This is a genomic window from Nonomuraea aurantiaca, from assembly GCF_020215705.1.
Classification (GTDB): Bacteria; Actinomycetota; Actinomycetes; order Streptosporangiales; family Streptosporangiaceae; genus Nonomuraea; species Nonomuraea aurantiaca.
Genome location: NZ_JAIWNB010000011.1, coordinates 132,078 through 153,962, shown reverse-complemented (window position 1 = coordinate 153,962; position 21,885 = coordinate 132,078). Strand labels below are relative to the sequence as shown.

Below are 21,885 nucleotides of genomic sequence, written 5' to 3'. Positions count from 1 at the left end.
GAAGGCATGCGCAGCCCTCTGCTCGACCTCCCCGGTGCCGTTCCCGCCGACGGCCCCGACTCCGACGTGGCCGCCCACTACGGTGACCTGTTCGCCGAACAACGGGCGCTCGTCAAGGGCGAGGCGGTGGTCGACCGCAGCAACCGCGAGGTGGTCCGCGTCTCCGGAGCCGACCGGCTGAAATGGCTCAACGACCTGACCTCGCAGAAGGTCGACACGCTGGCGCCCGGCGAATGGACGCAGACGCTCGACCTCGATCTCCAGGGCCGGGTCCTGCACCACCTGACGCTGGTCGACGACGGCGAGGCCGTGCTGGCGCACGTCGAGCCGGGCACCGCCGACAGCCTGGTCGCCTACCTCGACCGGATGCGGTTCATGCTCCGTGTCGAGGTCTCGCGGGCCGACGACCTGGCGGTGCTCTCGTCCGCGACCGAGGACTTCCTGGTGCCGCGCGCCGAGCTGCCCGATCATCTGGGCAAGCCGCTGGCCGGGCTCTGGGCGTACGAGGCGCTCCGCATCGAGGAGCACCGGCCCCGGCTCGGCTTCGACACCGACCACAAGACGATCCCGCACGAAGTGGGCTGGATCGGCACCGCCGTACACCTTACCAAGGGCTGCTACCGGGGGCAGGAGACGGTCGCCCGCGTCCACAATCTGGGGCATCCGCCGCGGCGGCTGGTGTTCCTGCACCTTGACGGCAGCGTCGACACGCTGCCGGCGCACGGCGCGCCGGTGATCTTCGAGAGCCAGGAGGTGGGTGTGGTCGGCTCCGCCGCCCGCCACCACGAGCTGGGCCCGATCGCGCTGGCCATGGTCAAACGGACGGTGCCGGTCGACGCGTCCCTGCTGGCGGGCGGCGTCGCCGCCGCCCAAGAGGTCATCGTCCCCCCGGACGCGGGCCGCAACGTCACCATCGACCCGGCGATGCGCCGCCGCCTCCGCTGAACCGCGCTCCTGTGGCAAACCGCCCGCCTCGGTAAGCCGGTGGTGGGGCGGCCCCGATCAGGCGGCGCGCATGTAGTGGGCCCAATAGCCCTGCCAGGAGCCATACCGTTCGGCCAGGCCACGGAGCTCGTCCTCCGACAGCGGCCCGCCGTAGACCTGGGCGGCGGAGCGTGTCAGCTCCCGATCCAGCGGCGCCTCGTCCATCCTGCCCAGGCCCCTGATGGCGATGAACGACGCTGACCAGGGGCCGATGCCGGGCAGGCCGCGCAGGAAGTCCTTGACCTGGTCGTAGGGGGCGGTTCTGAGGAAGTGCTCGTCCACCTCCGCCCATCCCCGGAGCGAGCGGTACAGGCGCTCGCCCTTGGTGGCGTTGCCGCTGATGGCCGTGAGGCGGTCGGTGGTGAGGGCGAGCAGCTGGTCCAGGTCGGGGAAGGCGAAGTGCTCCGCGCCGTCGAGGGTCAGCCGGTTGCCCACGTAGGCCGTGAGGGCGTCCTTGGCCTTGGTGGCGACCCCCATGGGCACCCGCTGGCAGAGGATGGCCCAGACCAGGTTCTCCACCGGTGAGGGGAACTTGACCTGGTGATAGCCGTACAGCCGGTCGATGACCGGGGCGAAGTGCGGGTCCTGCGTGCCGATCGCGTAGAAGGGCTCGAGGTCGTCGGTGAGGCCGAGGTAGAAGGACAGGCGGTCGGCGGCGGCCGTCACCGCCTGGTCGGAGATCGGCCCGTCGGCGTGGAGCTCGCAGCGCAGGCCCTGGTCCGCGGCGGTGAGCCGGGCGAGCACGGTCTGGCCGCCCGCGCGCAGGGCCTTCGTCAGCGAGTGCTCGGCCACCTGCTGCTCGCCCGCCGTCGCGGGGAAGCGCCGCAGGAAGCTCAGCGAGGCGGCGAAGTCGAACGGCGGCGTCGCGGGAAGCGTGATGGTCGTCATGACATCCTCGGGGGTGCGCTGGCCAGGCCGACGGGCGGACCACAGAGGTGTGCCGTCCGGTGAGTAATAGCCTACGCGAAGATTGTCTGCGCGGAGACTATATTCACACGTCCACCACGAGCGTGATCGGGCCGTCGTTGACCAGGGACACCTTCATGTCCGCGCCGAACCGGCCCGTCTCCACGTGGGCTCCCAGCGCCCGGAGCTCGTCCACCACGGCATCCACCAGCGGCTCGGCGACCGGTCCCGGCGCGGCGGCCTGCCAGGTGGGCCGCCGGCCCTTGCGGGCGTCGCCGTACAGGGTGAACTGGCTGATCACCAGGAGCGGCGCCGACACGTCGGAGCAGGACTTCTCGCCATGCAGGATGCGCAGCCCCCAGAGTTTGGCGGCGAGCTTGCGCGCCTCGGCGGGTGTGTCCGGGTGCGTGACGCCGACCAGCACGAGCAGGCCCGGCTCGTCGATCGCTCCGACGGTCTCCCCGTCGACCACCACGGACGCGGTGCTGACTCGTTGCACGACTGCTCGCATGAGACCTCATTCTGGCCCAGGTCAAAAAGGTTCGTAGACTCATGCCGAAAGGGGAGGCGAATGTCGCTGGTCGTGGAGGTTGTCCGGTCCGGGTTCGTGGAGTCGACCCATCACGTGCGCATGCTCACCGTGGACGCCGCAGGCGATCCGGTCGCGGTGCACGGCGCGGTGCACGTGCCGGCCTCGCCGCGCTCGGCCATGAAGCCGTTCCAGGCGGTCGGCATGCTCCGCGCCGGGCTCGCGCTCGACGGCGAACTCCTCGCGCTGGCCTGCGCCTCCCACTCCGGAGAGCCGTACCACGTCGACGGCGTGCGGAAGATCCTGGCGGAGGCCGGGCTGACGGAGTCGGCGCTGCTCTGCCCCGAGGACTACCCCTTCGACCGGGCGGCGACCGACCTGGGCCGCGTCTACATGAACTGCTCGGGCAAGCACGCCGCCATGCTCGCCACCTGCGTGCTGAAGGACTGGCCGCTCACTACCTACCTGGAGCCGGCGCACCCGCTGCAGCGGGCGATCCGCCGCACGGTGGAGGAGCTGACGGGTGAGCGGGTCGCGGCCTCGGGCGTGGACGGGTGCGGCGCACCGCTGTTCTTCGTCTCGATGGTGGGCGTGACGCGGGCCTTCCGCGCGCTGGCGCTGGGGGAGGAGGGCTCGTACGAGCGGCGGATCTTCGACGCGATGCGCGCGCATCCGGAGTGGACGTCCGGCACGATCAGGCCGGAGGCCGAGCTGATGCGGGCCCTGCCGGGGCTGATGGTCAAGGTGGGCGCGGAGGGGTTCGACGCGTTCGTGTTCGAGGACGGGCGGGCGGGCGCCGTCAAGGTCGAGGACGGCGCGCAGCGGGCCCGCACGCCCGTCACGGTGGCGGCGCTGCGCTCGCTCGGCCTGGACGCCCCGGAGCTGGACCTGATGGCCCGCCCGCCGCTGATGGGCGGCGGGCGCGCCGTGGGCGAGCTGCGCGTCCGCTGAGCGGCCCTAGAGGGTGCGGAACTGACGGCTGGCCGAGATGGCGCCCGAGGTCGTCGTGGTGAACGTGCGCATCGACCCGGCGAACTTGGACAGATCCCACTCGGCCGGGCCGTGATACCAGTACAGGTTGTCGGATTCGTGCCCATTTCCGGTGACCGAGGCGACGACCCGGGACCAGTGCTCCACGCCATCGAAGATCACCGCGTACGGGAGATAGCGGGAGAACAGCTCCACCCGGTGCTGTTCGGGCACCTCGCCAAGGTCGCCGGAGAACAGGTACTCGCGGAAACCCATCGTATGCGCCAGCGCGGCCGAGCCCTTGGCGGTCTTGGCGGGCATGTACTGGCCGCCGACCGCCAGGGCGCCGCCGGCGATGATCAGCGCCAGGCCCAGCAGGCCGTACGTGGTGAACCAGGCGAGCGCGACCGTGGCCAGCAGGCCCACGCCGATGAGCAGCACGCCGATGACCGTCCAGCGGGTCCGCTCGGTGTCGGGGCGGCGGGCGAACCAGCCCTGCGTCACCACGTCGGTGTAGAGGGCGTCGCGGACCTTGCCCAGATGGCTGGCGAACGAACCGGACAGCTGGGACAGCAGCACCATGTCACGCCCGTCGAAGATGGCGTCGTAGAGCGCCCGCTCGTACGGCAGCAGCGTGTTGACCGGCGCGTTCGGCAGCCTGACCAGCGTCCAGTCGGGCGCGTCGTAGGTCTGGCGCGGCTGCTCGTCGATCCGCAGGTAGCCGCGGACCGCGAGGTCCACGATCGTCGCGGTGACGTCGACCACGTCGGCCTGCTCGTCCACGAGCGTGCCGATCTGGCCGGGCCGGACGCCGTCGGGCGGGGAGAAGTGCCCGTTCTGTACGGGGGCGACCGAGTTGCGCTCGTGGCCGGCGGCCCTGGAGTCGCGTCCGCGCGTCCAGTAGAGCAGGCCGACGCCGCCGAGCAGGAGGACCAGCAGGGCGGCGAGCGCGCCGCCGGTGACACCGTTCAGCGTGAACGCGCCGGCCAGCGAGAAGCGCCGCTCCAGGATCGGCGCCCCACTGGTGGAGCCCTTGGCGTAGCCGACGACCACGGTCAGTGCCTGACCGGGGCCCACGTTCTGCTGCTCGAAGGCGGCCTCGGTGGCGCCGTGGTCCATGGAGGCGGACGTGCAGCCGATGGCCGAGGTCAGCTCACCGGCGAAGCACGACAGGTTCTGCACCTGGCCGGGGCCGCTCACCTTGACCGTCGCCTTGGTGACCGGCACGCTCCAGCCGTTCACCGCGAACCAGCGCAGCTCCTCGATGGCGCCCGCGGGCGTCACGGCCCCCTTGACGTCGTACTCGACGGTGCCCGGCCCCTTCATGGTCAGCACGTCGCCGGTGAGTGTGCCGCCCTTGACGTTCGAGATCTGGTACAGCCGGTCGTTGTCGTCGTCGAAGCGGGTCCTGGTGAGGAACGTCCGCTTGAGCTCCCCCGAGCCGCCGCTGATCTTCTCGACCACGTGCAGTGTGCCGTTCTTGGCGAGGCTCATGGTCACCTCGTCGGTGATCCCGGCCGCCGCCGCGGCGGGGACGGCGGTCAGCGACAGAGCGACGGCCCCCAGTATGGCCAGCGTGCGCCTGATACCCGTCATGGCGGCACATCGTAGCGGTTCGTACACCTTGCGCGGGAAGGCGGGATCAATCGAGCACGATGCCGTTGGCGGCCCGCTGGACGCTCTCCGGAGCCGCTCCCTGACCGGGGTTCTCCAGGGCGAGGGCCTGGTTGAGCTCGGCGAACGGCCGCATCCGCGCCTCGTAGCGATCGAACGCGCCCTGCGGGTCCCTGGACAGCTCCTGAGCCAGCACGTACGCGCCGACCATCGCCAGGCTGGTGCCCTGGCCCGACAGCGGTGAGGCGCAGTAGCCGGCGTCGCCGACCAGCGTCACCCGGCCCTCGGACCAGCGCTCCATCCGGATCTGCGCCATCGCGTCGAAGTAGAAGTCGTCGGCCGCCCACATCGCCTTCAGCAGCCGGGGCGTCTCCCAGCCCAGCCCGGAGCAGCGCTCCTCGATGAGCCGCTTCTGCTGCTCGACGTCGCGGTAGTCGTAGGCGACGTCCTCGCCGCCGAAGCCGATGTTGACCCGGATCGAGGCGTTGCCGGGCGCGGTGTAGAGGCCGAACCCCGCGTCGCCCTCGCGGTGCCACACCTGCCAGCGGTCCAGGCCGAGGAAGTTCTCGGCGCTGTAGATCGCCACGTACATGCCCAGGTGGTGAATGAACCGCGACTCCTCGCCGAACACCAGCCCGCGCACGTTCGAGTGCAGGCCGTCGGCGCCGACCACGTAGTCGAAGTGCCGCCGCACGCCGCTCTCGAAGGTCACCTGGACACCCTGGCCGTCGTCGTGGAGCGCCGCGATCGAGTCGCCATAGAGGTATTCGACGCCGCTGCCCGAGGCGGCGATGACGAGTGCGGTCAGGTCGTCGCGCATGATCTCGATGTCGGGGCTGTCCAGCCGGCCGCCGCTGACCGTCTCCTCGGTGGTGCGCATCAGCTCGTTGCCGTCGCCGTCGACCATCGACATGCCGCGCATGTCGGTCTTCTTGGCTCGTGCCTGCTCCAGGATGCCCATGCGCTCGGCCACCTCCAGCGCGGCTCCCCGGATGTCGATCGCCTGGCCGCCTCGGCGGGGGGCGGGGGCGCGTTCGACGACGGTCACGTCGAAGCCGTGCTCGCGCAGCCAGTAGGCCAGGACGGGGCCGCCGATGCTGGCGCCGGAGATGAGGACGTTCATTGGATCTCCCTTTTGTTGACGCTGTACGAGGTGAATGTACGGCGTACAGACAGGCTTTGCAACAGGGATTCTGCTAATCTCTGTACTAGTACAGAGGTGGAGGAGGCCGGGTGGTTGCGGAAGCGGTGCCGCCGTACGTGCGGATCGTCGACGACATCAAGCGCCGGATAGCGGACGGCGAGTTGCGGGTCGGGGAGCGGGTGCCCTCCACCAGGCAGGTGGCGAGGGACTGGGACGTGGCCCTGGCCACGGCCGCCAAGGCGCTGGCCCGGCTCGCGCAGGAAGGCGTGGTCGTGGCCGAGTCGCGCGTCGGCACGGTCGTCGCCGGACCGTCGATCCGGTCGCCACGGCGCCCGCACAGCGACCCCGACGACCCCGGCCGCGAGCCGACGCGAGCCCCGGCGGGTGATCCGGCCTTCCGTGACCCGGTCGGTGACCCGATCCGGGGCGCGGCCCGTGATCCGGCCCGTGATCTGACGCGGGAGCGTGTCGTGCGGGCCGCCGTCGAGATCGCCGACGCCGAGGGGCTGCCCGCGCTGTCCATGCGCGGCGTCGCGGGTCGGCTCGGCGTGGCCACGATGTCGCTCTACCGCCACGTGGGCAGCAAGGACGACCTGGTCGAGCTGATGATCGACCAGGTGTTCGGCGAGTTCCCGCTCCCCGCAGAGCCGCCGCCCGGCTGGCGGGCCCGGCTGGAGGTGGCGGCCCGCGTGCAGTGGGCGGCCTACCGGCGGCACTCGTGGCTCACCCGGATCACCTCGCTGAGCCGGCCGCTGCCGTCACCCAGCCTGCTCAAGCACGCCGAATGGGCGCTGGCGGCGGTCGACGGCCATGGCCTCGACCCGGAGAGCATGATGCACGTGCACATCCTGATGTACAGCTACGTCGAGGGGATCGCCGCCAACTTCGAGCTGGAGTCCCAGGCACAGGCCGAGACCGGCCTCACCGACGACGAATGGATGCGGGCCCAGGACGCGCGGCTGACGGCCGTCGTCACCTCGGGCGGCTATCCCACGTTCGTCGACGTCATCCGGCGGATGGGGGGCGACTTCGACTTCGACCTCGACCGGCTCTTCGAGTTCGGTCTGCGATCGCTGCTCGACGGCCTGGCCGGGATCATCGAGGCCGCAGGCCAGGCCAGGGGATGACCAGCCCGGGACCGCCACGCGGAGACACTGGCCCGGGACCGCGAGGCGGAGGCGTCAGTCCGAGATCGCGATGCGGAGGCGCCGGAAGCCGCGGCCCTTGCTCTCGATCTTGGCCACCTTGATGCGCCCGATCTGCTTCGTCGAGGCGACATGCGTGCCGCCGTCGGCCTGGGTGTCCAGCCCGACGATGTCGACGATCCTGACGTCCGCCACGTCCGCCGGCACCAGGTTGGTCGCCGTCCGGATGATGTCCGGGATGTCGAACGCCTCCTTGCGCGGCAGCACCCGTACGTCGATGCGCCGGTCCGCGACGATCTCGGCGTTGCACGCGTCCTCGACCGCCTCCTTGAAGCCCGGCGGCAGCTCCGGCAGGTTGAAGTCCATCCGCGCGCTCAGCTCGTCCATGTTGCCGCCCGTCACCAGCGAGCCGTAGTCGCGGAAGACGACGCCGCACAGGACGTGCAGCCCCGAGTGGGTACGCATCAGGGCCGAACGGCGGGCGTCGGCCACCGCCCCCTGCACCACCGTGCCGACCGGCGGGACCGGGTCGCCCTCTGCTGGAATCAGGTGCAGATCATCGCTTTTGCGCACCCCGACGATCCGAGTTTCCACCCCCTGCCAGAGCAGAACTCCGTGATCCGCCGGCTGGCCGCCTCCGCCTGGATAGAATGCCGACTTGCTCAGCACGATTCCGTCGGGTGTGGAGTCAAGGACGACGGCCTCGAAGTCGCGCAGCTCCTGATCCGACAATTCGAGCCGTTCTGTCCGCCCGTGGAGGTCATGAGTCATGTCGGCAGCTTAAGCCCCGAGGTGGTTATGCGCGGCCTGCTGGATCGAGCCCTGATCGCACCGGCTGTCGCGATATTGGGGATTTGTTGTGCAATAACGGGATGCAGTGGTGGGGCTGGTGAATCCTGGCCGAGCCCGGCGCAGCTTCACCCCGAGACGCACCTGCCGCAGAGCGGGCCGGCCGCCCCCGTCGTGATGTTCGTCGGCGACAGCTTCACGGTCGGCTCCGGCCCGGTCCCGCTCTGGCGGACCTACGCCACCGAATCGGCTCGCCTGCTCGGCTGGCAGCCGGTCATCGCGGGCGCGGGCGGCACCGGCTATCTCAACCAGGGCCGCGTCGGGCGTACGTTCCAGGAGTCGTTCGAGGCCGAGCTGGCCTGGCGCCCCGCGCCCGACACACTGATCATCTCAGGCGGCCACAACGACAGCCCGTGGTCCCCGGCGAGTGTGCGGCGAGCGGCGGCGAGCCTCATCTCCGAGGCGCGGACTCGCTGGCCGAGAACCCGGATCCTCATGATCGGCCCCATCTGGCTGCACGACACCCCGCGCAAGGCCTATCGGCTGCGTGACGCCCTGTCGAGCCTGGCCCAGCAGGAAGCCGTCCCCTTCCTGGACCCGCTCGCCGAGCAACAGATCACCGGCGCCCCGCCCGGCCGGCTGCTCCCCGACGGCATCCATCCGACCGCCGAGGGCCATCTCCACCTGGCTCAATGGCTGGCGGACGCCATCGGCCGCCTACCCGGGAAGGATCACCAAGGCCCGTAGGGGCCGTTGTTGCCGCCGCGCCCGCCCATGCCCTTGACGGCGGGCTTGACGTCCACGACGTAGACCGTCGCCGCGATGACGGCGAGGATCGAGAAGAACCCCAGCCCGATCCCGATGAACTCGACGCCCCCAAGAAGCATGAAGGCCTGGAAGTAGGACCACGCGCCCGCGGCGGAGAACAGCGTGGCCAGGACCAAAATGATCAGCCAGAGGTTTTTCTGCAGCTTGCCGGCCGACACGAACGCGTTGGCCGGCACCCGCGCCGCGTGCACCAGCGCGTAGACCGACATGCCGAAGATGCCGACCGCGAGCAGCAGGAAGAGAAGATTCAAGCCGCCGTTGACAATTTCCATGTGAGTCCCGCCCAACGCTCGCGATGAAACGGCCCCAGCCTAGTAGGCGCCCCCGACAAACGGGCACCCCGAAGCGGAAAGCCCGCCTCCGGGCGGAGACGGGCTTTCGGCGTGGTGTCAGGCCTTGGGCGTGGTGGCCTTGGTGGTGCGGGGCTTCTTGACGGGGGTGGCGACGGCCGGCTCGGCGGCCTCCGACACCTCCTCCAGCTCCAGCGCGGCCTCGCCGGTCGTCTTGCTGACGACCTTGCGCCCACGGGTGGCGAAGTCCTCGTAGACCTCGGTGGCCAGCACGGTCAGCTGGTCGGCGTAGGTGCGCGCCTTCTCGGGGAACTCCCTGGCGAAGCCCTCGGCCTTGTCGGCGTAGGTGCGGGCCTTCTCGGGGAGGTCCTTGGCGATCTCGGCGCGCCGGGACTGCAGCTTCAGCAGCTGCTCGGGCAGCTCCCGCAGCTTCTCCACGGCATAGTCGCCCGCCCCCGCCACGGCGTAGAAAGGCTTGGAGTCGGTGAGCTTCTTGACCTCAGTGGCCAGCGTCATGGGTTAACCTTCCTTGGTTTCCTGGTTGGCGGTGCCATTGCCGGTGGACGCCGCAAAAGGCTCAAGCGCGGCGAGATATTCCTCAGGCAGTGGCTCGTCGCCCGATTCGGAGTCGTGCCGGAGATGAGCGTTCTGGGAGGTCTGCTCGTCTTCGGCGCGCTTCTCTTTGCGGAACGACTCGTAGATATCAATGAGCACCTGACGTTGCCGCCCGCTCAGGTGCGTGTCGGCGCGGATCGCGGTGATGACATCACTCGGCGGCTCGCGATCCTCGATCAGGCCCGCCTGCACATAGAGCGCTTGCGATGAGATGTGCAGACCCTTGGCGATCTGGTTGAGAATCTCCGCGCTCGGCTTGCGCAGGCCGCGCTCGATCTGGCTGAGGTAAGGGTTGGACACCCCTGCGGCCGCCGCGAGCTGGCGCATGGAGATCTTCGCCTGCTGCCGCTGCTCGCGGATGTATTCGCCGATCGAGCCGACCTTCGGTAGTGCCATGCCTCCAGTGTGCCCCAGAGTGCTTGCAATTGCAAACGCAAAGCTAGCGCCAGCAAGCGCTAAAACTGGATGGTCCAGAGGAACGGCGTGGCGGTGACCAGCGTCACGGACAGGGCGAGGATGCTGAAGCGCATCGCGGCGGGCAGGGACGGACCCGGCTTGATCAGGCGGTCCACCCGGGCCATGACGTTCTGGGCGCGTACGCCGAGCATGCCCTGCGGGGTCGGCATGGCGCCGGCCGTGCCGAACCTGAGCAGGGCGGTGGCCAGCCTGCGCGGCGAGCAGTAGCGGCGCGCGCGGTCGTCGGCGGCCATCTCGATGAGCAGCTCGACCTGCGCCTGCGCCTCGCAGACCACCTTGGACCAGGGCAGGGCCCGGCGCAGGGCGGCGAACGGCAGCAGCACCAGGTCGTGCCGCTCCCGTACGTGCGCGGCCTCGTGCGCGAGCACGGCCGTGAGCTCGTCGTGCGACAGCAGCTTGAGCGCGCCCTCGCTGACCACCACCTGCGAGCGCAGTCCCGGTACGCAGTAGGCCGCCGCGCTCGGATGGTCGAGCACCCGCACGCCGGGCACGCCCGGGTCGTCGCGGGCGATCAGGGCGAGCAGCACGCGGTGCCGCCTGCGTGCCTGCAGCGCCTGCACGCCGGCGGTGATCAGCACCACGATGAGGACGGTCAGTGAGGCCAGCCCGGCGATCATCGCCGTCATGTGCAGCGGATCCCAGGTCCCGCGCGGGCGCTCGCCGCTCAGGAAGGCCGCCATGCCCGGCAGGATGCCCAGCCCCGAGGGCTGCACGGCGTACGCCAGCATGGCGCCCGTCGTGGCCAGGCCCCAGGCCACGCCCAGGGACTGCCAGAGGATGATGGCGATCCGAGGGGCGCGAGACGTCCAGCGGGCAGTCGTGAGACGCCAGGAGCCGAGCCCGCACGCCAGGGCGAGCGCTGCCAGCGTCGCTGCCGTGGTCACTCTTCCTCCAGCTCCAGCTCCGTGAGAGCCCTGCGCAGGATCTCCGCCTCCGAGCCGGACACGGCCTGGGCGAAGCGGGTGAGGGCGGCCGAGCGGTCGCCCGTCAGGTCCAGAGCTTCCAGCATAAGCTCAGCGATGTACGCGTCGCGGCTCGCCGCCTGCTCGTAGCGCCAGGCGCGGCCGTCGCGGGTCCGCTGGAGGAAGCCCTTGCGGGTCAGACGGTCGAGGACGGTCATGACGGTGGTCGGGGCCAGATCGCGGTCGGCTATGAGCCTGCCGACCTCACGGGCCGTCAGCGGGCTGCTCCCCGCCCAGATGATGTCCATGATGCTGCGTTCGAGCTCGCCAAGACCCTTCACACGCTTCAGCGTAGTACTACAAAGCGTCGAGCAGATATCCGGGATGCTGGTGAGATGGACGTCACGCTCGTACAGGGGGACATCACCGCGCAGACGGTTGACGCGATCGTCAACGCCGCCAACTCGTCGCTGATGGGCGGGGGCGGGGTCGACGGCGCGATCCACCGGCGGGGTGGGCCGGAGATTCTCGCCGCCTGCCGGGAGTTGCGGGCTTCCCACTACGGCAAGGGACTGCCGGCCGGGCAGGCCGTGGCCACGACCGCCGGACGGCTCGACGCCCGCTGGGTGATCCACACCGTCGGGCCGGTCTATTCGCGGACGGATGACCGCTCCAAAGTCCTGGCCTCCTGTTATCGCGAGTCGCTCCGGGTGGCCGACTCGCTGGGGGCCCGGTCGGTGGCCTTTCCTGCGATCTCGACGGGTATCTATGGGTGGCCGCTGGATGACGGCGCCCGCATCGCGCTGCGTACCGTGCGGGAGGTTTCCACAGCTGTGGACGAAGTGCGGTTCGTCCTGTTCGACGCGGTCGCTTACGCGGCCTTCTCCGCCGCCCTTTAGTCACAGGGGCGCTACGGAGTCCCAGGGGAGGGTCAGTTCGCCGAGGCGCCATCTGGCCGTGCCGCCGAGCGGCGGATGCCGGTGGATGGGCCAGGTGTTCGCCAGCAGGTCCGCGGCGGCCAGCCAGCGTTGCCGGCGGCCGTGGGCGCCGTACGGGGCGGTTCTCGCCCAGGCGTGGTCGAAGTCGCTCAGGAACGCATGGATGCGCTCACCGGGGACGTTGCGGTGGATGAGGGTCTTCGGCAGGCGGTCGGCCAGGTCAGAAGGGCGGTCGAAGGCGTCGAACCTGGCCGAGAGGGTGAGCGTGCGCGGGCCGTCCCGATCCAGACCGGCCCAGATCGCCCGGTGGCCGCTCTCCGAGCAGGTGCCCTCCACCAGGACACCCCCGGGAGCCAGCCGGCCGCGCAGCGCCTCCCAGTAGCGCCAGGCGTCCGCCTCGCCGTACTGCCTGAGGACGTTGAAGGCTCGGATCAGCAGCGGGGGACGCGAGACCGGCAGTTCGAAGCCGCCCAGGGCGAAGCTCAGACCGGCGCGCTCGTACGGCCTGGCCAGGGCGACCCGCGCGGGATCGATCTCGATGCCCACCACCTCGATGTCCGGGCTGATCCGCCGCAGGCGGGTGAACAGCTCCAGCGTGGTGGTGTGAGAGGCACCGTAGCCGAGGTCCACGGCCAGCGGCCGGGCGGCGCCGCGCAGCACGCGGCCGTGGGCGGCGGCGATCCACCGGTCGGCGCGCCGCAGCCGGTTGTGCCCGGTCGTGCCCCGGGTGATCGAACCGACCGGCCTAGCCACCGACGCGGTGCACCCTGTGCTGGGCGGCCTGGGCGCGCGGGCGCATGACCAGGCGGTCGATGTTGACGTGCGCGGGCCTGGTGACGCACCACACGATCGCCTCGGCCACGTCGTCGGAGCTCAGCGGATCGGGCACGCCCTGGTACACGCGGGCGGCCGCCGCCTCGTCGCCGCGGAAGCGGGTCACCGCGAAACCCTCGCTCTGGACCATGCCCGGCGCGATCTCCACGACGCGTACGGGCTGCCCGACCAGCTCCAGCCTGAGCGTCTCGGCCATCGACCGCTGCGCCTGCTTGGCGGCCACGTAGCCGCCCCCGCCCTCGTACGCCACCAGCGCCGCGGTCGAGGTGAGCATCACCAGCACCCCGTCGCCCGACTCGACGAGCATGGGCACCAGGGCCTGCGTCATCCGCAGCGATCCGAGGACGTTGGTGTCGTACATCCGCTGCCAGTCGTCGAGCCGCCCCTCGGCCACCGGCTCCATGCCGAGCGCGCCACCGGCGTTGTTGACCAGCACGTCGCAGCGGTCGAGCGAGGCCGCCAGCGCGTCCACCGACTCCTGAGAGGTCACGTCCAGGGACACGGGGCGGATCCCGGGCACCTCGGCGGCCAGCTTGTCCAGCCGGTCCTGCCGCCTCGCGCCCGCCACCACGTCGTAGCCCTCGGCGGCCAGCCGCCTCGCCGTCGCCTCGCCGATCCCGCTGCTCGCGCCCGTCACCACAGCCGTCTTCTTCATGGCACACATCTTGCCAGCCCTGCCCATGACACCCCGCTTGTCGGGAATGTCGGGATGCTCGGCATAGTTGTAATGCGTTTGGAGGTGGTGTCGGGTGAGGCGACGACGGGTCAACCGGGTCGCGACCATCAGCATGCACACGTCTCCCCTGGAACAGCCCGGCACGGGCGACGCCGGCGGGATGAACGTGTACATCGTCGAATCGGCCAAGCGGCTGGCCGAGTCCGGCGTCGAGGTGGAGATCTTCACCCGGGCCACCGGACGTGACCAGCCACCGGTGTCCGAACTCGCCCCCGGTGTCATGGTCCGCCACCTGACCGCGGGACCGTACGAGGAGCTGACCAGGGCCGACCTGCCCGGCCAGCTCTGCGCGTTCCTGTCCGGCGTGCTGCGGACCGAGGCGATGTACGACCCCGGCCGCTATGACGTCATCCACTCGCACTACTGGCTGTCCGGCCAGGTCGGCTGGCTGGCCAAGGAGCGCTGGGGCGTGCCTCTGGTGCACACCATGCACACCATGGCCAAGGTGAAGAACCTGCTGCTGGCCCAGAACGACCAGCCCGAGCCGCAGGCCCGCGTGGTGGGGGAGCAGCAGGTCGTGGAGATCGCCGACCGCCTCGTCGCCAACACCGCCGACGAGGGGAACGAGCTCATGGAGCTGTATGGGGCGCGGGAGGAACGTGTCGCGGTCGTGAACCCGGGTGTCAACCTCACGGTCTTCCAGCCCGCTTCGCAGGGAGCCTCCCGCCGCCGCCTCGGGCTGCCGCAGAACGCGCACGTCCTGCTGTTCGTGGGCCGGATTCAGCCGCTGAAGGCGCCCGACGTGCTGTTGCGCGCCGCCTCGCGGATGCTCATCGACGACCCCTCGCTGCGCGACCGCCTGGTCGTCGCGTGCGTGGGCGGCCCCTCGGGCAACGGCCTGGCCAGGCCGTCCCTCCTCGCCGAGCTCGCCACCGAGCTGGGCATCTCCGACGTCGTCCGGCTCGTGCCGCCCGCGCCGCAGTACGAGCTGGCCGACTGGTACCGCGCGGCCGATGTGACCGTCGTGCCGTCCTACAGCGAGTCGTTCGGCCTCGTCGCCCTGGAGTCACAGGCGTGCGGCACCCCCGTCGCCGCAGCTGCCGTGGGCGGGCTGCGCACGGCCGTACAGGATGGAGTGTCCGGCGTGCTCGTGGACGGCCACGACTCGCACGAGTGGGCACGCGTGCTGCGCCGCTTCGTCACCGCGCCGGCCTGGCGCGACGGCCTGTCGGCCGGCGCCCGCCGGCACGCGACGGCGTTCGGCTGGCAGGCCACCTCGTCCCGGCTGATGGAGGTCTACGCCGACGCAGTCGCCGACCTGCACAGGCTGCCGGTCGCCGTCATCTCATAGGGCGCTCGTTCCGTAGGCGGGCCGATCGTTCCGTAGGCTGTACGGCATGCGCGAAGTCGTAGAAACCGCGCTCAAGGCCGCGGATGTCTCCTTTGACGAGCCGCGGCCGGGGGCGTTCCTGGTGAAGCTGCCCGGGCAGCACAAACTCGCCACGATGACGTGGTTGATCATCGGCGATCAGGCGCTGCACGTCGAGGCGTTCTTCTGCCGCCAGCCCGACGAGAACCACACCGAGTTCTACAAGTGGCTGCTCGCCAAGAACGGCGGCATGTACGGCGTCCACTTCTCCGTCGACAGCGTCGGCGACGTCTACCTCGTCGGCCGGGTGCCGCTCACGGCGATCACGGAAGAGGAGATCGACCGGCTGCTCGGCTGCGTGCTGACCTATTCCGACGACTGGTTCGACAGGGCCCTGGAGCTCGGCTTCGCCTCGTCGATCAGGCGCGAGTGGGCCTGGCGCGCCAAACGCGGCGAGTCGCTGGCCAACCTCCAGGCGTTCGCCCGCTTCGCGGATCCGGCGCGAACCGACAGCTGAGGCCCGCCTAGGATTGCCCGCATGGCGACTTTGGTGCTGCTACGGCACGGCGAGAGTGACTGGAACGCGAAAGGCCTGTTCACCGGGTGGGTGGACGTGAGCCTCTCGGCCAAGGGCGAGGACGAGGCCCGCCGGGGCGGCAAGCTCCTGGTGGAGGCCGGGGTCCGGCCCGATGTGGTGCACACCAGCCTGCTGACCAGGGCCATCCAGACGGCCCAGCTCTCCCTCGGCGAGGCCGACCTGCTCTGGCTGCCCGTCAAGCGCTCGTGGCGGCTCAACGAGCGCCACTACGGCGCCCTCCAGGGCAAGAACAAGGCGCAGACCCGCGAGGAGTTCGGCGACGAGCAGTTCATGCTCTGGCGGCGCTCCTTCGACGTCCCGCCGCCCCCGATCGCCGACGGCGACGAATACTCCCAGGCGGGCGACCCGCGCTACGCCCTGCTGCCGCCCGAGCTCATGCCGCGCACCGAATGCCTCAAGGACGTCGTCGACCGCATGCTGCCCTACTGGTACGACGAGATCGTCCCGGATCTCGCGGCCGGGCGCACCGTGCTGGTGGCGGCGCACGGCAACTCGCTGCGCGCGCTGGTCAAGCACCTCGACGGCATCCCCGACGAGGAGATCGCCGGGCTCAACATCCCCACGGGCATCCCGCTGCGCTACGAGCTGGACGACGAGTTCCGGCCGCTCCAGCGCGGCGGCGAATACCTCGACCCGGAGGCGGCGAAGGCGGCGATCGAGGCGGTCGCCAACCAGGGCCGTTGAACACCGACGGCGGGGCGCATCGCGCGCCCCGCCGTCATCGGCCCATCAGCTCGGGTTGGCCGTCGGACGGGAGCCCGTCACCAGGTAGACGACGTCACCGGCCACGTTGACCGCGTGGTCGGCGTAACGCTCGTAGTAGCGGCCGATCAGCGTGATGTCGATCGCCGGCTCCACGCCGTGGGGCCAGTCCTTGGCCAGGATGTTCCTGAACAGCCGCCGGTGCAGCTTGTCCATGGCGTCGTCGTCGGCCTCCAGCTCCAGCGCCGACTCCACGTCGTGCGAGGCGATGCAGCCGCCCGCCTTCGTGACCAGGGTCTCGGCGATCTGGCCCATCTGCACGATCGTGGGCCGTACCTCCGCCGGGATGGCCGAGTCGGGGTGGCGCAGCCGCGCGACCTTGGCCACGTGCACCGCCAGGTCGCCCATGCGCTCCAGGTCCGTGCCCATCCGCAAGGCCGTGATGACCATCCGCAGGTCCACGGCCACCGGCTGCTGCCGGGCCATCAGCTCGAAGATGGACGCCTCGAGCTGCTCGAACGTCGCGTTCACCTCCGTATCCCTGGAGATCACGCTCTCCGCGAGCTGGAGGTCGGAGTCGAGCAGGGCCGTGGTGGCTCTGGAGATGGCCGAGCGGACCAGCCTGGTCATCTCGACCAGCTTGTCCGTCAGGGAATCGAGTTCTTCATGGTACGCGTCGCGCATGCCGTCACCGTACGTTGCTCTTGATGAACGAACTCCTACAGTGAGATGAACTTTCCTGGAAAGGGCTGTTCATCCGCAGGTGGAAGGGCTGTCACTTGATGAAGGCCACCTACCATCGAAGGCATGAGTGAGATGGCCATGAGCTTGACGGCCCTGGCGGGGTTCGTCGTGGGAGCGCTGGCGGTCCTGTTCTACCGCAACCAGATCGAGGCCTCGAGCAGAGCCGCGACGGCCGGCGACCAGGAGACCAGCGCCCTTCCGCAGGGCGTGGCGTCGGTGCTGGCCGTACTTCCCTCGTCCGCCGTCGTGCTCGACGCGCACGATCGCGTGCTGCGGGCCAGCTCGGCCGCCCGCGCGTTCGGGCTGGTCAAGGGCGACCGGCTGATGGCCGCCGAGCTCCTGGCACTGGCCAGGCAGGTACGCCGGGACGGCGAGATCCGCGAGAGCGAGATCGACGTCGCCGGGCACAAGTTCGGCCAGGAGATCACGAACTTCGCGGTCCGGGTGGCCCCCCTCGGCTCGCACGGCCAAGTGCTCGTGCTCGCCGAGGACCAGACCGAGCGGCGCAGGGTCGAGGCGGTCCGCCGCGACTTCGTGGCGAACGTCAGCCACGAGCTCAAGACCCCCGTCGGCGCGCTGAGCCTGCTCGCCGAGACCATCCAGGACGCCGCCGACGACCCCGAGGCCGTCACCAGGTTCGCCGGGCGCATGCAGCACGAGGCCGCCCGGCTCAACTATCTCGTGCAGGACCTGATCACGCTGAGCCGGATCCAGGGCGCCGAGCCCATCCCCACCCCCGGCCAGGTCTCGATCGACGAATCCATCCACGACGCCATCGACCACTGCAACACCAGGGCGATCGCCAAGGACATCACGCTCGTCACCGGCGGCACGGAGGGCCTGCGCATCTGGGGGGACGACGAACTGCTCGTCACCGCCCTGCGCAACCTCATCGACAACGCCGTCGCCTACAGCCCCGAACACACCCGGGTCGTCGTCAGCGTCAGACCGGCCGGCGACTCCGTCGAGATCAGCGTCAGCGACCAGGGCATCGGCATCCCGGAAGAGGCGCTCGAACGCATCTTCGAACGCTTCTTCCGCGTCGACGCGGCCAGGTCCCGGGCGACCGGCGGCACCGGCCTCGGCCTCGCGATCGTCAAGCACGTCGCCGCGGCGCACGCCGGCGAGGTCTCCGTCTGGAGCAAGGAAGGCTCCGGCTCCACATTCACGCTGCGGCTGCCCGCTTTCGGCGGCACCGCGGTGGTCGTACCACCCCCGAACACCCTGGAGGCCGCAAAATGACCCGAGTTCTCGTGGTCGAGGACGAAGAGTCGTTCTCCGACGCCTTGTCGTACATGCTCCGCAAAGAAGGCTTCGAGGTCTCCGTCGCGGCGACCGGGCCGGAGGCGCTCGACACGTTCGACCGGAGCGGCGCCGACCTGGTGCTGCTCGACCTGATGCTGCCCGGGCTGCCGGGCACCGAGGTATGCCGCTCGCTGCGGCAGCGCTCCAAGGTGCCGGTCATCATGCTGACCGCCAAGGACAGCGAGATCGACAAGGTCGTGGGGCTGGAGCTGGGCGCCGACGACTACGTCACCAAGCCGTTCTCCTCGCGCGAGCTCGTCGCCCGCATCCGCGCCGTGCTGCGCCGCCAGGGCGACGCGGTGGAGGAGCTGGAGTCGGCGGTGCTGGCGGTGGGTCCGGTGCGCATGGACGTCGACAGGCATGTGGTGGCCGTACGCGGTGACCAGGTGCAGCTGCCGCTGAAGGAGTTCGAGCTCCTGGAGGTGCTGCTGCGCAACGCCGGGCGGGTGCTCACCCGGGGGCAGCTCATCGACCGGGTGTGGGGCGCCGACTACGTGGGAGACACCAAGACGCTCGACGTTCACGTCAAGCGGCTGCGCGCCAAGATCGAATCGGATCCGTCCAACCCGCGCTGCATCCTGACGGTGCGCGGGCTGGGCTACAAGTTCGACGCGCTGGAGAGCTGACAGGGTCGGCCGGTCGGCCCCGGTTCGGCGCGTGCGGGCTTCCTCTCGTGCCGGACCGGGGCTTTCTCTTGGGCTCAGTGGGCCACTTCGACCTCTTGGGTCAGTGGGCCGCTTCGGCCTCGGCCGCGGCGGAGGCCGAGGGCGTGGGCGTCGGCGCGGGGGTCGCGTTGGGCGCCGGCGGGTAGTCCTTGAACTCGCGGCTGCGCGTGACCACAGGGACGTTCATGGACACGACCCCGGCGTTGGCGAACTGGAGGTCCAGGCGGATGCTCTCGCCGCCCCTGAGGCCCTTGGAGATGCCTTCCAGCATGATCTGCGGGCTCGGCTTGCCGGTGTTGACGAGCTGGTTGCTCGGCAGCTGGATCGGCGCGGTCACCTTCGCGGTGGCCATGTTGCCGGCGTTGACCGCCGTGAGCGTGTCGGGGGCGCCGTTGGTGTTGAGGATGTTCAGATAGACCGGGGCGGAGCCGCCGTAGACGAGCTGTGCTCCGGAGTCGGGGCCGAGGATGAACGCCTGGGGGATATGGATGCCACGCGTGCCGTAGTTGCTGGTCTGATCGAAGAGGACTCCGGCCTCATTGGGGGCATACGGCTTGTTGGTGGCGGCGTCGAATCCAGCCGAACAGCCGGCGAGCACGGGGGCAGCCAGGAAGACGGCGGCGGCGACAATCCAGCGACGGCGGGTCACGAGCGGGTTCTCCTAGGGTCTTGCGCATGCATGTTGGGCAGCGCCCACCATATCCACCCGAATCCATGGTCATATCCGCACCCCTGCAGGTCATTAGCTATGCCCGCATATGCGATTCATAGAGTTGACGGCTTGTCAACCCCCAATATGCCGCTTTGACCTGCAGTTATGATGATTTCACTGTTCCGGGAGCCTGTGGATGCGTGGTACTCTGGAGTACAGCGGAAGGGGTACTTGTCACATGACTTTCCAGGTCGGCGACACTGTCGTCTACCCCCACCATGGGGCTGCTCGGATCGAAGCAATCACGAAGCGATCCATCAAGGGTGAGGAAAAGACCTACCTGGTGCTCAAGGTCGACAAGGGCGACCTTACCGTCCAGGTGCCAGCAGAAAACGCAGAACTCGTCGGCGTGCGCGATGTTGTCGGCCAAGAAGGCCTAGAGCGGGTTTTCGATGTTCTTCGGATGCCGCACACCGAGGAACCGACCAACTGGTCTCGGCGCTATAAGGCCAATCTGGAGAAGCTCGCGTCCGGCGATGTCAACAAGGTCGCCGAGGTGGTCCGGGACCTGTGGCGGAGGGACCGCGAGCGCGGCCTGTCCGCCGGTGAGAAGCGCATGCTCGCCAAGGCCCGTCAGATCTTGGTGAGTGAGCTGGCCCTCGCCGAGAAGACCAATGAGGACAAGGCGGAGGCCTTGCTCGACGAGGTTCTCAACTCCTGAACACGAAGCTTCCACGGGTGGGCGTCGGAGTCGACGTCCACCCGTTCGTTTCAGGGCGCGACCTGCATCTCGCCGGCCTGCACTGGCCGGGTGAAGTCGGGCTCGCGGGCCACTCCGACGGCGACGCCGCCGCGCACGCGGCCTGTGACGCACTGCTGTCCGCCGCCGGGCTCGGCGATCTCGGTGGCCTGTTCGGCACCGCCGACCCGCGCTGGGCGGGCGCCTCGGGTGTCACGCTGCTGGAGGAGACCGCGCGCCAGGTGCGTTCGGCGGGCTTCGAGATCGGCAACGTCGCCGTCCAGATCATCGGTAACCGGCCCAAACTCGCGCCTCGCCGTACGGAGGCCGAGAAGGCGCTCAGCGCCGCTCTGGGGGCTTCTGTGAGCCTCAGCGCGACCACCACGGACGGGTTGGGGCTGACCGGGCGCGGCGAAGGGGTCGCGGCCATCGCGACCGCACTCGTTGTCGCTTAGTTCCGTTCGTCGTTAATGCTGTCCGTCGTCGGGCGCGGCGTTCGTCAACCTTTACCGGCAGTGCGGCGTCTTCTTACGGGATCCGTTGAGGGTATCCCGGCGGGCGCTGCCTCCGGCCCGCCGAGCGAGCGGAGGCGGCGGTCCGTTACTGGCGCGGTACGGATCGCCGCCTTCCCGAGGGTACGTTCCTGATATGTCGGGTAAGTCCTCTTCAAGACATGTGGAACGTCTTCGGGGGGAGCAACACATGATCGGCGCGATTGTTTCCGCAGTCATCATCGGCGCCATTGTCGGAGCACTGGCCCGGTTGATAGTGCCCGGTAAGCAGAACATGTCCATCGGCCTGACGCTGATCGTCGGCATCGTGGCGGCTCTGCTCGGCACGCTCATCGCTCAGGCGTTCGGCTGGGCCGACACCAGGGGCATCGACTGGCTGGAGCACATCATCCAGCTCGTCCTGGCCGTCATCGGGGTCCTCATCGTAGCCAGGATGAGCACCGGGAGAACGGGCCGAACCGGAGGAACACCGATCTGACCTGGCGTTTCCCAGCACTTACGCATATTCGCGCGTGGCCGGGTACTGATCTCCCTCGAGAGTGAACGGCTCACCCTCACTGGGAGGTTTGGTCATGACAATCCAGTCCATCCTTGGCGCCATCGTGATCGGCGCCGTGATCGGCGCCCTCGGTCGTCTGCTGCTTCCCGGCAGGCAGGCCATCGGGTGGATCCTCACCATCGTCGTCGGTATCGTCGCCGCCCTGGTGGGCACGCTCATCGCGCAGGTGCTCGGCGTCGCCACCACCAATGGCATCGACTGGATCGAACTCGTCATGCAGGTCGTTCTGGCCATTGTGGGTGTCGGGCTCGTGGCTGGGCTGCGGCGGGGCAGTGGTAGGAGCGTTTAGACGATGGCTTAGGCAGTTCCGCGACTGTGCCGAACCCTCTTCGGCGCGGAACGGTACGCGAAGACCCGCCCGGTATTTACACCGGGCGGGTCTTCTGCTGCGTCGGGTCAT

28 protein-coding genes are annotated in these 21,885 nt (G+C 69.7%); 14 read left to right on the top strand and 14 right to left on the bottom strand.

Annotated elements, in window-relative coordinates; all coding sequences use genetic code 11:
- Positions 1-6 precede the first annotated feature (6 nt).
- Complete coding sequence (ygfZ, locus tag LDL49_RS26030; RefSeq protein ID WP_225294274.1) at positions 7-945, top strand: CAF17-like 4Fe-4S cluster assembly/insertion protein YgfZ; 939 nt, start codon at positions 7-9, stop codon at positions 943-945.
- 57 nt (positions 946-1,002) lie between these two features.
- Here ygfZ and LDL49_RS26025 read toward each other — a convergent pair whose 3' ends face one another.
- Positions 1,003-1,872 (bottom strand): DNA-3-methyladenine glycosylase family protein, encoded by an 870-nt coding sequence (locus tag LDL49_RS26025; protein WP_225294272.1) that lies wholly within the window; start codon positions 1,870-1,872, stop codon positions 1,003-1,005.
- A 103-nt stretch (positions 1,873-1,975) separates the two neighbouring features.
- Positions 1,976-2,401: a D-aminoacyl-tRNA deacylase gene (gene dtd, locus LDL49_RS26020; RefSeq protein ID WP_225294269.1), complete on the bottom strand. Its 426-nt coding sequence runs from the start codon at positions 2,399-2,401 to the stop codon at positions 1,976-1,978.
- Between the two features lie 60 nt (positions 2,402-2,461).
- On the opposite strand from dtd, the gene LDL49_RS26015 reads away from it, so the two are divergent.
- Positions 2,462-3,370, top strand: a complete 909-nt coding sequence (locus LDL49_RS26015; protein ID WP_225294267.1) for an asparaginase — start codon at positions 2,462-2,464, stop codon at positions 3,368-3,370.
- A 6-nt stretch (positions 3,371-3,376) separates the two neighbouring features.
- On the opposite strand, the gene LDL49_RS26010 is transcribed toward LDL49_RS26015, so the two are convergent.
- Together LDL49_RS26010 and LDL49_RS26005 are read right to left on the bottom strand one after the other, a co-directional pair.
- Complete coding sequence (locus LDL49_RS26010; protein WP_225294265.1) at positions 3,377-4,984, bottom strand: DUF2207 domain-containing protein; 1,608 nt, start codon at positions 4,982-4,984, stop codon at positions 3,377-3,379.
- Between the two features lie 46 nt (positions 4,985-5,030).
- Positions 5,031-6,125 (bottom strand): FAD-dependent monooxygenase, encoded by a 1,095-nt coding sequence (locus LDL49_RS26005; protein WP_225294264.1) that lies wholly within the window; start codon positions 6,123-6,125, stop codon positions 5,031-5,033.
- A gap of 110 nt (positions 6,126-6,235) precedes the next feature.
- On the opposite strand from LDL49_RS26005, the gene LDL49_RS58475 reads away from it, so the two are divergent.
- Complete coding sequence (locus LDL49_RS58475) at positions 6,236-7,273, top strand: TetR/AcrR family transcriptional regulator C-terminal domain-containing protein (RefSeq protein WP_225294262.1); 1,038 nt, start codon at positions 6,236-6,238, stop codon at positions 7,271-7,273.
- Positions 7,274-7,327: 54 nt separating this feature from the next.
- On the opposite strand, the gene LDL49_RS25995 is transcribed toward LDL49_RS58475, so the two are convergent.
- On the bottom strand, positions 7,328-8,062 hold the full coding sequence (locus tag LDL49_RS25995) for an alanyl-tRNA editing protein (protein WP_225294260.1): 735 nt from the start codon (positions 8,060-8,062) through the stop codon (positions 7,328-7,330).
- 195 nt (positions 8,063-8,257) lie between these two features.
- Here LDL49_RS25995 and LDL49_RS25990 point away from each other — a divergent pair, with 195 nt between their 5' ends.
- Positions 8,258-8,827: an SGNH/GDSL hydrolase family protein gene (locus tag LDL49_RS25990; RefSeq protein ID WP_263655509.1), complete on the top strand. Its 570-nt coding sequence runs from the start codon at positions 8,258-8,260 to the stop codon at positions 8,825-8,827.
- On the opposite strand, the gene LDL49_RS25985 is transcribed toward LDL49_RS25990, so the two are convergent.
- The 5 genes from LDL49_RS25985 to LDL49_RS25965 form a co-directional block, all read right to left on the bottom strand.
- Positions 8,812-9,180 carry a DUF2516 family protein gene (locus tag LDL49_RS25985; protein WP_225294257.1) on the bottom strand — a complete coding sequence of 123 codons (369 nt, stop codon included), beginning with the start codon at positions 9,178-9,180 and terminating at the stop codon, positions 8,812-8,814. The genes LDL49_RS25990 and LDL49_RS25985 overlap by 16 nt on opposite strands.
- Before the next feature lie 117 nt (positions 9,181-9,297).
- Entirely contained in the window at positions 9,298-9,714 is a 417-nt protein-coding gene (locus LDL49_RS25980) for a hypothetical protein (protein WP_225294255.1), read from the bottom strand.
- 3 nt (positions 9,715-9,717) lie between these two features.
- Complete coding sequence (locus LDL49_RS25975; protein ID WP_225294253.1) at positions 9,718-10,209, bottom strand: helix-turn-helix domain-containing protein; 492 nt, start codon at positions 10,207-10,209, stop codon at positions 9,718-9,720.
- A 59-nt stretch (positions 10,210-10,268) separates the two neighbouring features.
- Entirely contained in the window at positions 10,269-11,174 is a 906-nt protein-coding gene (locus LDL49_RS25970; RefSeq protein WP_225294251.1) for a M56 family metallopeptidase, read from the bottom strand.
- Complete coding sequence (locus LDL49_RS25965) at positions 11,171-11,533, bottom strand: BlaI/MecI/CopY family transcriptional regulator (RefSeq protein WP_225294249.1); 363 nt, start codon at positions 11,531-11,533, stop codon at positions 11,171-11,173. The genes LDL49_RS25970 and LDL49_RS25965 overlap by 4 nt, the downstream gene beginning before the upstream one ends.
- Positions 11,534-11,587: 54 nt before the next feature.
- On the opposite strand from LDL49_RS25965, the gene LDL49_RS25960 reads away from it, so the two are divergent.
- Positions 11,588-12,091 (top strand): O-acetyl-ADP-ribose deacetylase, encoded by a 504-nt coding sequence (locus tag LDL49_RS25960; RefSeq protein WP_225294248.1) that lies wholly within the window; start codon positions 11,588-11,590, stop codon positions 12,089-12,091.
- Here LDL49_RS25960 and LDL49_RS25955 read toward each other — a convergent pair whose 3' ends face one another.
- Together LDL49_RS25955 and LDL49_RS25950 are read right to left on the bottom strand one after the other, a co-directional pair.
- Positions 12,092-12,883, bottom strand: a complete 792-nt coding sequence (locus LDL49_RS25955; RefSeq protein ID WP_225294246.1) for a class I SAM-dependent methyltransferase — start codon at positions 12,881-12,883, stop codon at positions 12,092-12,094.
- The gene (locus LDL49_RS25950) at positions 12,876-13,619 is read right to left on the bottom strand and encodes an SDR family NAD(P)-dependent oxidoreductase (RefSeq protein ID WP_225294244.1); all 744 of its coding nucleotides are present in this window, start codon (positions 13,617-13,619) and stop codon (positions 12,876-12,878) included. Before LDL49_RS25950 ends, LDL49_RS25955 begins: the two co-directional genes overlap by 8 nt.
- 94 nt (positions 13,620-13,713) lie before the next feature.
- Between LDL49_RS25950 and mshA the strand changes: the two genes are divergently transcribed.
- Genes mshA through LDL49_RS25935 form a run of 3 tightly spaced genes read left to right on the top strand, consistent with a single transcriptional unit; the run spans position 13,714 to position 16,291 of the window.
- Positions 13,714-14,991 (top strand): D-inositol-3-phosphate glycosyltransferase, encoded by a 1,278-nt coding sequence (mshA, locus tag LDL49_RS25945; protein WP_225294242.1) that lies wholly within the window; start codon positions 13,714-13,716, stop codon positions 14,989-14,991.
- A gap of 46 nt (positions 14,992-15,037) precedes the next feature.
- Positions 15,038-15,526, top strand: a complete 489-nt coding sequence (locus LDL49_RS25940; RefSeq protein ID WP_225294241.1) for a type III secretion system chaperone family protein — start codon at positions 15,038-15,040, stop codon at positions 15,524-15,526.
- A 21-nt stretch (positions 15,527-15,547) separates the two neighbouring features.
- Entirely contained in the window at positions 15,548-16,291 is a 744-nt protein-coding gene (locus tag LDL49_RS25935) for a phosphoglyceromutase (protein WP_225294239.1), read from the top strand.
- Between the two features lie 45 nt (positions 16,292-16,336).
- On the opposite strand, the gene phoU is transcribed toward LDL49_RS25935, so the two are convergent.
- The gene (phoU, locus tag LDL49_RS25930; RefSeq protein ID WP_225294237.1) at positions 16,337-16,993 is read right to left on the bottom strand and encodes a phosphate signaling complex protein PhoU; all 657 of its coding nucleotides are present in this window, start codon (positions 16,991-16,993) and stop codon (positions 16,337-16,339) included.
- Between the two features lie 123 nt (positions 16,994-17,116).
- Here phoU and LDL49_RS25925 point away from each other — a divergent pair, with 123 nt between their 5' ends.
- Together LDL49_RS25925 and LDL49_RS25920 are read left to right on the top strand one after the other, a co-directional pair.
- Positions 17,117-18,295 (top strand): sensor histidine kinase, encoded by a 1,179-nt coding sequence (locus tag LDL49_RS25925; protein WP_225294235.1) that lies wholly within the window; start codon positions 17,117-17,119, stop codon positions 18,293-18,295.
- On the top strand, positions 18,292-18,984 hold the full coding sequence (locus tag LDL49_RS25920) for a response regulator (protein ID WP_225294233.1): 693 nt from the start codon (positions 18,292-18,294) through the stop codon (positions 18,982-18,984). The genes LDL49_RS25925 and LDL49_RS25920 overlap by 4 nt, the downstream gene beginning before the upstream one ends.
- A gap of 100 nt (positions 18,985-19,084) precedes the next feature.
- On the opposite strand, the gene LDL49_RS25915 is transcribed toward LDL49_RS25920, so the two are convergent.
- Entirely contained in the window at positions 19,085-19,672 is a 588-nt protein-coding gene (locus LDL49_RS25915; RefSeq protein ID WP_225294231.1) for a copper chaperone PCu(A)C, read from the bottom strand.
- Between the two features lie 241 nt (positions 19,673-19,913).
- On the opposite strand from LDL49_RS25915, the gene LDL49_RS25910 reads away from it, so the two are divergent.
- From LDL49_RS25910 to LDL49_RS25895, 4 genes are all read left to right on the top strand, one after another.
- On the top strand, positions 19,914-20,396 hold the full coding sequence (locus LDL49_RS25910; RefSeq protein WP_043624891.1) for a CarD family transcriptional regulator: 483 nt from the start codon (positions 19,914-19,916) through the stop codon (positions 20,394-20,396).
- A gap of 17 nt (positions 20,397-20,413) precedes the next feature.
- Complete coding sequence (gene ispF / locus LDL49_RS25905) at positions 20,414-20,869, top strand: 2-C-methyl-D-erythritol 2,4-cyclodiphosphate synthase (RefSeq protein WP_225294229.1); 456 nt, start codon at positions 20,414-20,416, stop codon at positions 20,867-20,869.
- Between the two features lie 247 nt (positions 20,870-21,116).
- Positions 21,117-21,404, top strand: a complete 288-nt coding sequence (locus tag LDL49_RS25900; protein WP_225294227.1) for a GlsB/YeaQ/YmgE family stress response membrane protein — start codon at positions 21,117-21,119, stop codon at positions 21,402-21,404.
- 94 nt (positions 21,405-21,498) lie between these two features.
- On the top strand, positions 21,499-21,774 hold the full coding sequence (locus LDL49_RS25895) for a GlsB/YeaQ/YmgE family stress response membrane protein (protein WP_225294225.1): 276 nt from the start codon (positions 21,499-21,501) through the stop codon (positions 21,772-21,774).
- Positions 21,775-21,885: the final 111 nt, after the last annotated feature.

Excerpts from the sequence above, each read along its gene's own strand:
- LDL49_RS25925 (WP_225294235.1), top strand. The coding sequence starts at position 17,117 with ATGAGTGAGATGGCCATGAGCTTGACGGCCCTGGCGGGGTTCGTCGTG.
- dtd (WP_225294269.1), bottom strand. The coding sequence starts at position 2,401 with ATGCGAGCAGTCGTGCAACGAGTCAGCACCGCGTCCGTGGTGGTCGAC.
- LDL49_RS25900 (WP_225294227.1), top strand. The coding sequence starts at position 21,117 with ATGATCGGCGCGATTGTTTCCGCAGTCATCATCGGCGCCATTGTCGGA.
- ygfZ (WP_225294274.1), top strand. The coding sequence starts at position 7 with ATGCGCAGCCCTCTGCTCGACCTCCCCGGTGCCGTTCCCGCCGACGGC.
- phoU (WP_225294237.1), bottom strand. The coding sequence starts at position 16,993 with ATGCGCGACGCGTACCATGAAGAACTCGATTCCCTGACGGACAAGCTG.
- LDL49_RS25995 (WP_225294260.1), bottom strand. The coding sequence starts at position 8,062 with ATGACTCATGACCTCCACGGGCGGACAGAACGGCTCGAATTGTCGGAT.
- LDL49_RS25920 (WP_225294233.1), top strand. The coding sequence starts at position 18,292 with ATGACCCGAGTTCTCGTGGTCGAGGACGAAGAGTCGTTCTCCGACGCC.
- LDL49_RS26025 (WP_225294272.1), bottom strand. The coding sequence starts at position 1,872 with ATGACGACCATCACGCTTCCCGCGACGCCGCCGTTCGACTTCGCCGCC.
- LDL49_RS26005 (WP_225294264.1), bottom strand. The coding sequence starts at position 6,125 with ATGAACGTCCTCATCTCCGGCGCCAGCATCGGCGGCCCCGTCCTGGCC.
- LDL49_RS26010 (WP_225294265.1), bottom strand. The coding sequence starts at position 4,984 with ATGACGGGTATCAGGCGCACGCTGGCCATACTGGGGGCCGTCGCTCTG.
- LDL49_RS25895 (WP_225294225.1), top strand. The coding sequence starts at position 21,499 with ATGACAATCCAGTCCATCCTTGGCGCCATCGTGATCGGCGCCGTGATC.
- LDL49_RS26015 (WP_225294267.1), top strand. The coding sequence starts at position 2,462 with ATGTCGCTGGTCGTGGAGGTTGTCCGGTCCGGGTTCGTGGAGTCGACC.
- LDL49_RS25950 (WP_225294244.1), bottom strand. The coding sequence starts at position 13,619 with ATGAAGAAGACGGCTGTGGTGACGGGCGCGAGCAGCGGGATCGGCGAG.
- LDL49_RS25910 (WP_043624891.1), top strand. The coding sequence starts at position 19,914 with ATGACTTTCCAGGTCGGCGACACTGTCGTCTACCCCCACCATGGGGCT.
- LDL49_RS25985 (WP_225294257.1), bottom strand. The coding sequence starts at position 9,180 with ATGGAAATTGTCAACGGCGGCTTGAATCTTCTCTTCCTGCTGCTCGCG.
- LDL49_RS25935 (WP_225294239.1), top strand. The coding sequence starts at position 15,548 with ATGGCGACTTTGGTGCTGCTACGGCACGGCGAGAGTGACTGGAACGCG.
- LDL49_RS25960 (WP_225294248.1), top strand. The coding sequence starts at position 11,588 with ATGGACGTCACGCTCGTACAGGGGGACATCACCGCGCAGACGGTTGAC.
- LDL49_RS25990 (WP_263655509.1), top strand. The coding sequence starts at position 8,258 with ATGTTCGTCGGCGACAGCTTCACGGTCGGCTCCGGCCCGGTCCCGCTC.
- LDL49_RS25975 (WP_225294253.1), bottom strand. The coding sequence starts at position 10,209 with ATGGCACTACCGAAGGTCGGCTCGATCGGCGAATACATCCGCGAGCAG.
- LDL49_RS25980 (WP_225294255.1), bottom strand. The coding sequence starts at position 9,714 with ATGACGCTGGCCACTGAGGTCAAGAAGCTCACCGACTCCAAGCCTTTC.
- LDL49_RS25940 (WP_225294241.1), top strand. The coding sequence starts at position 15,038 with ATGCGCGAAGTCGTAGAAACCGCGCTCAAGGCCGCGGATGTCTCCTTT.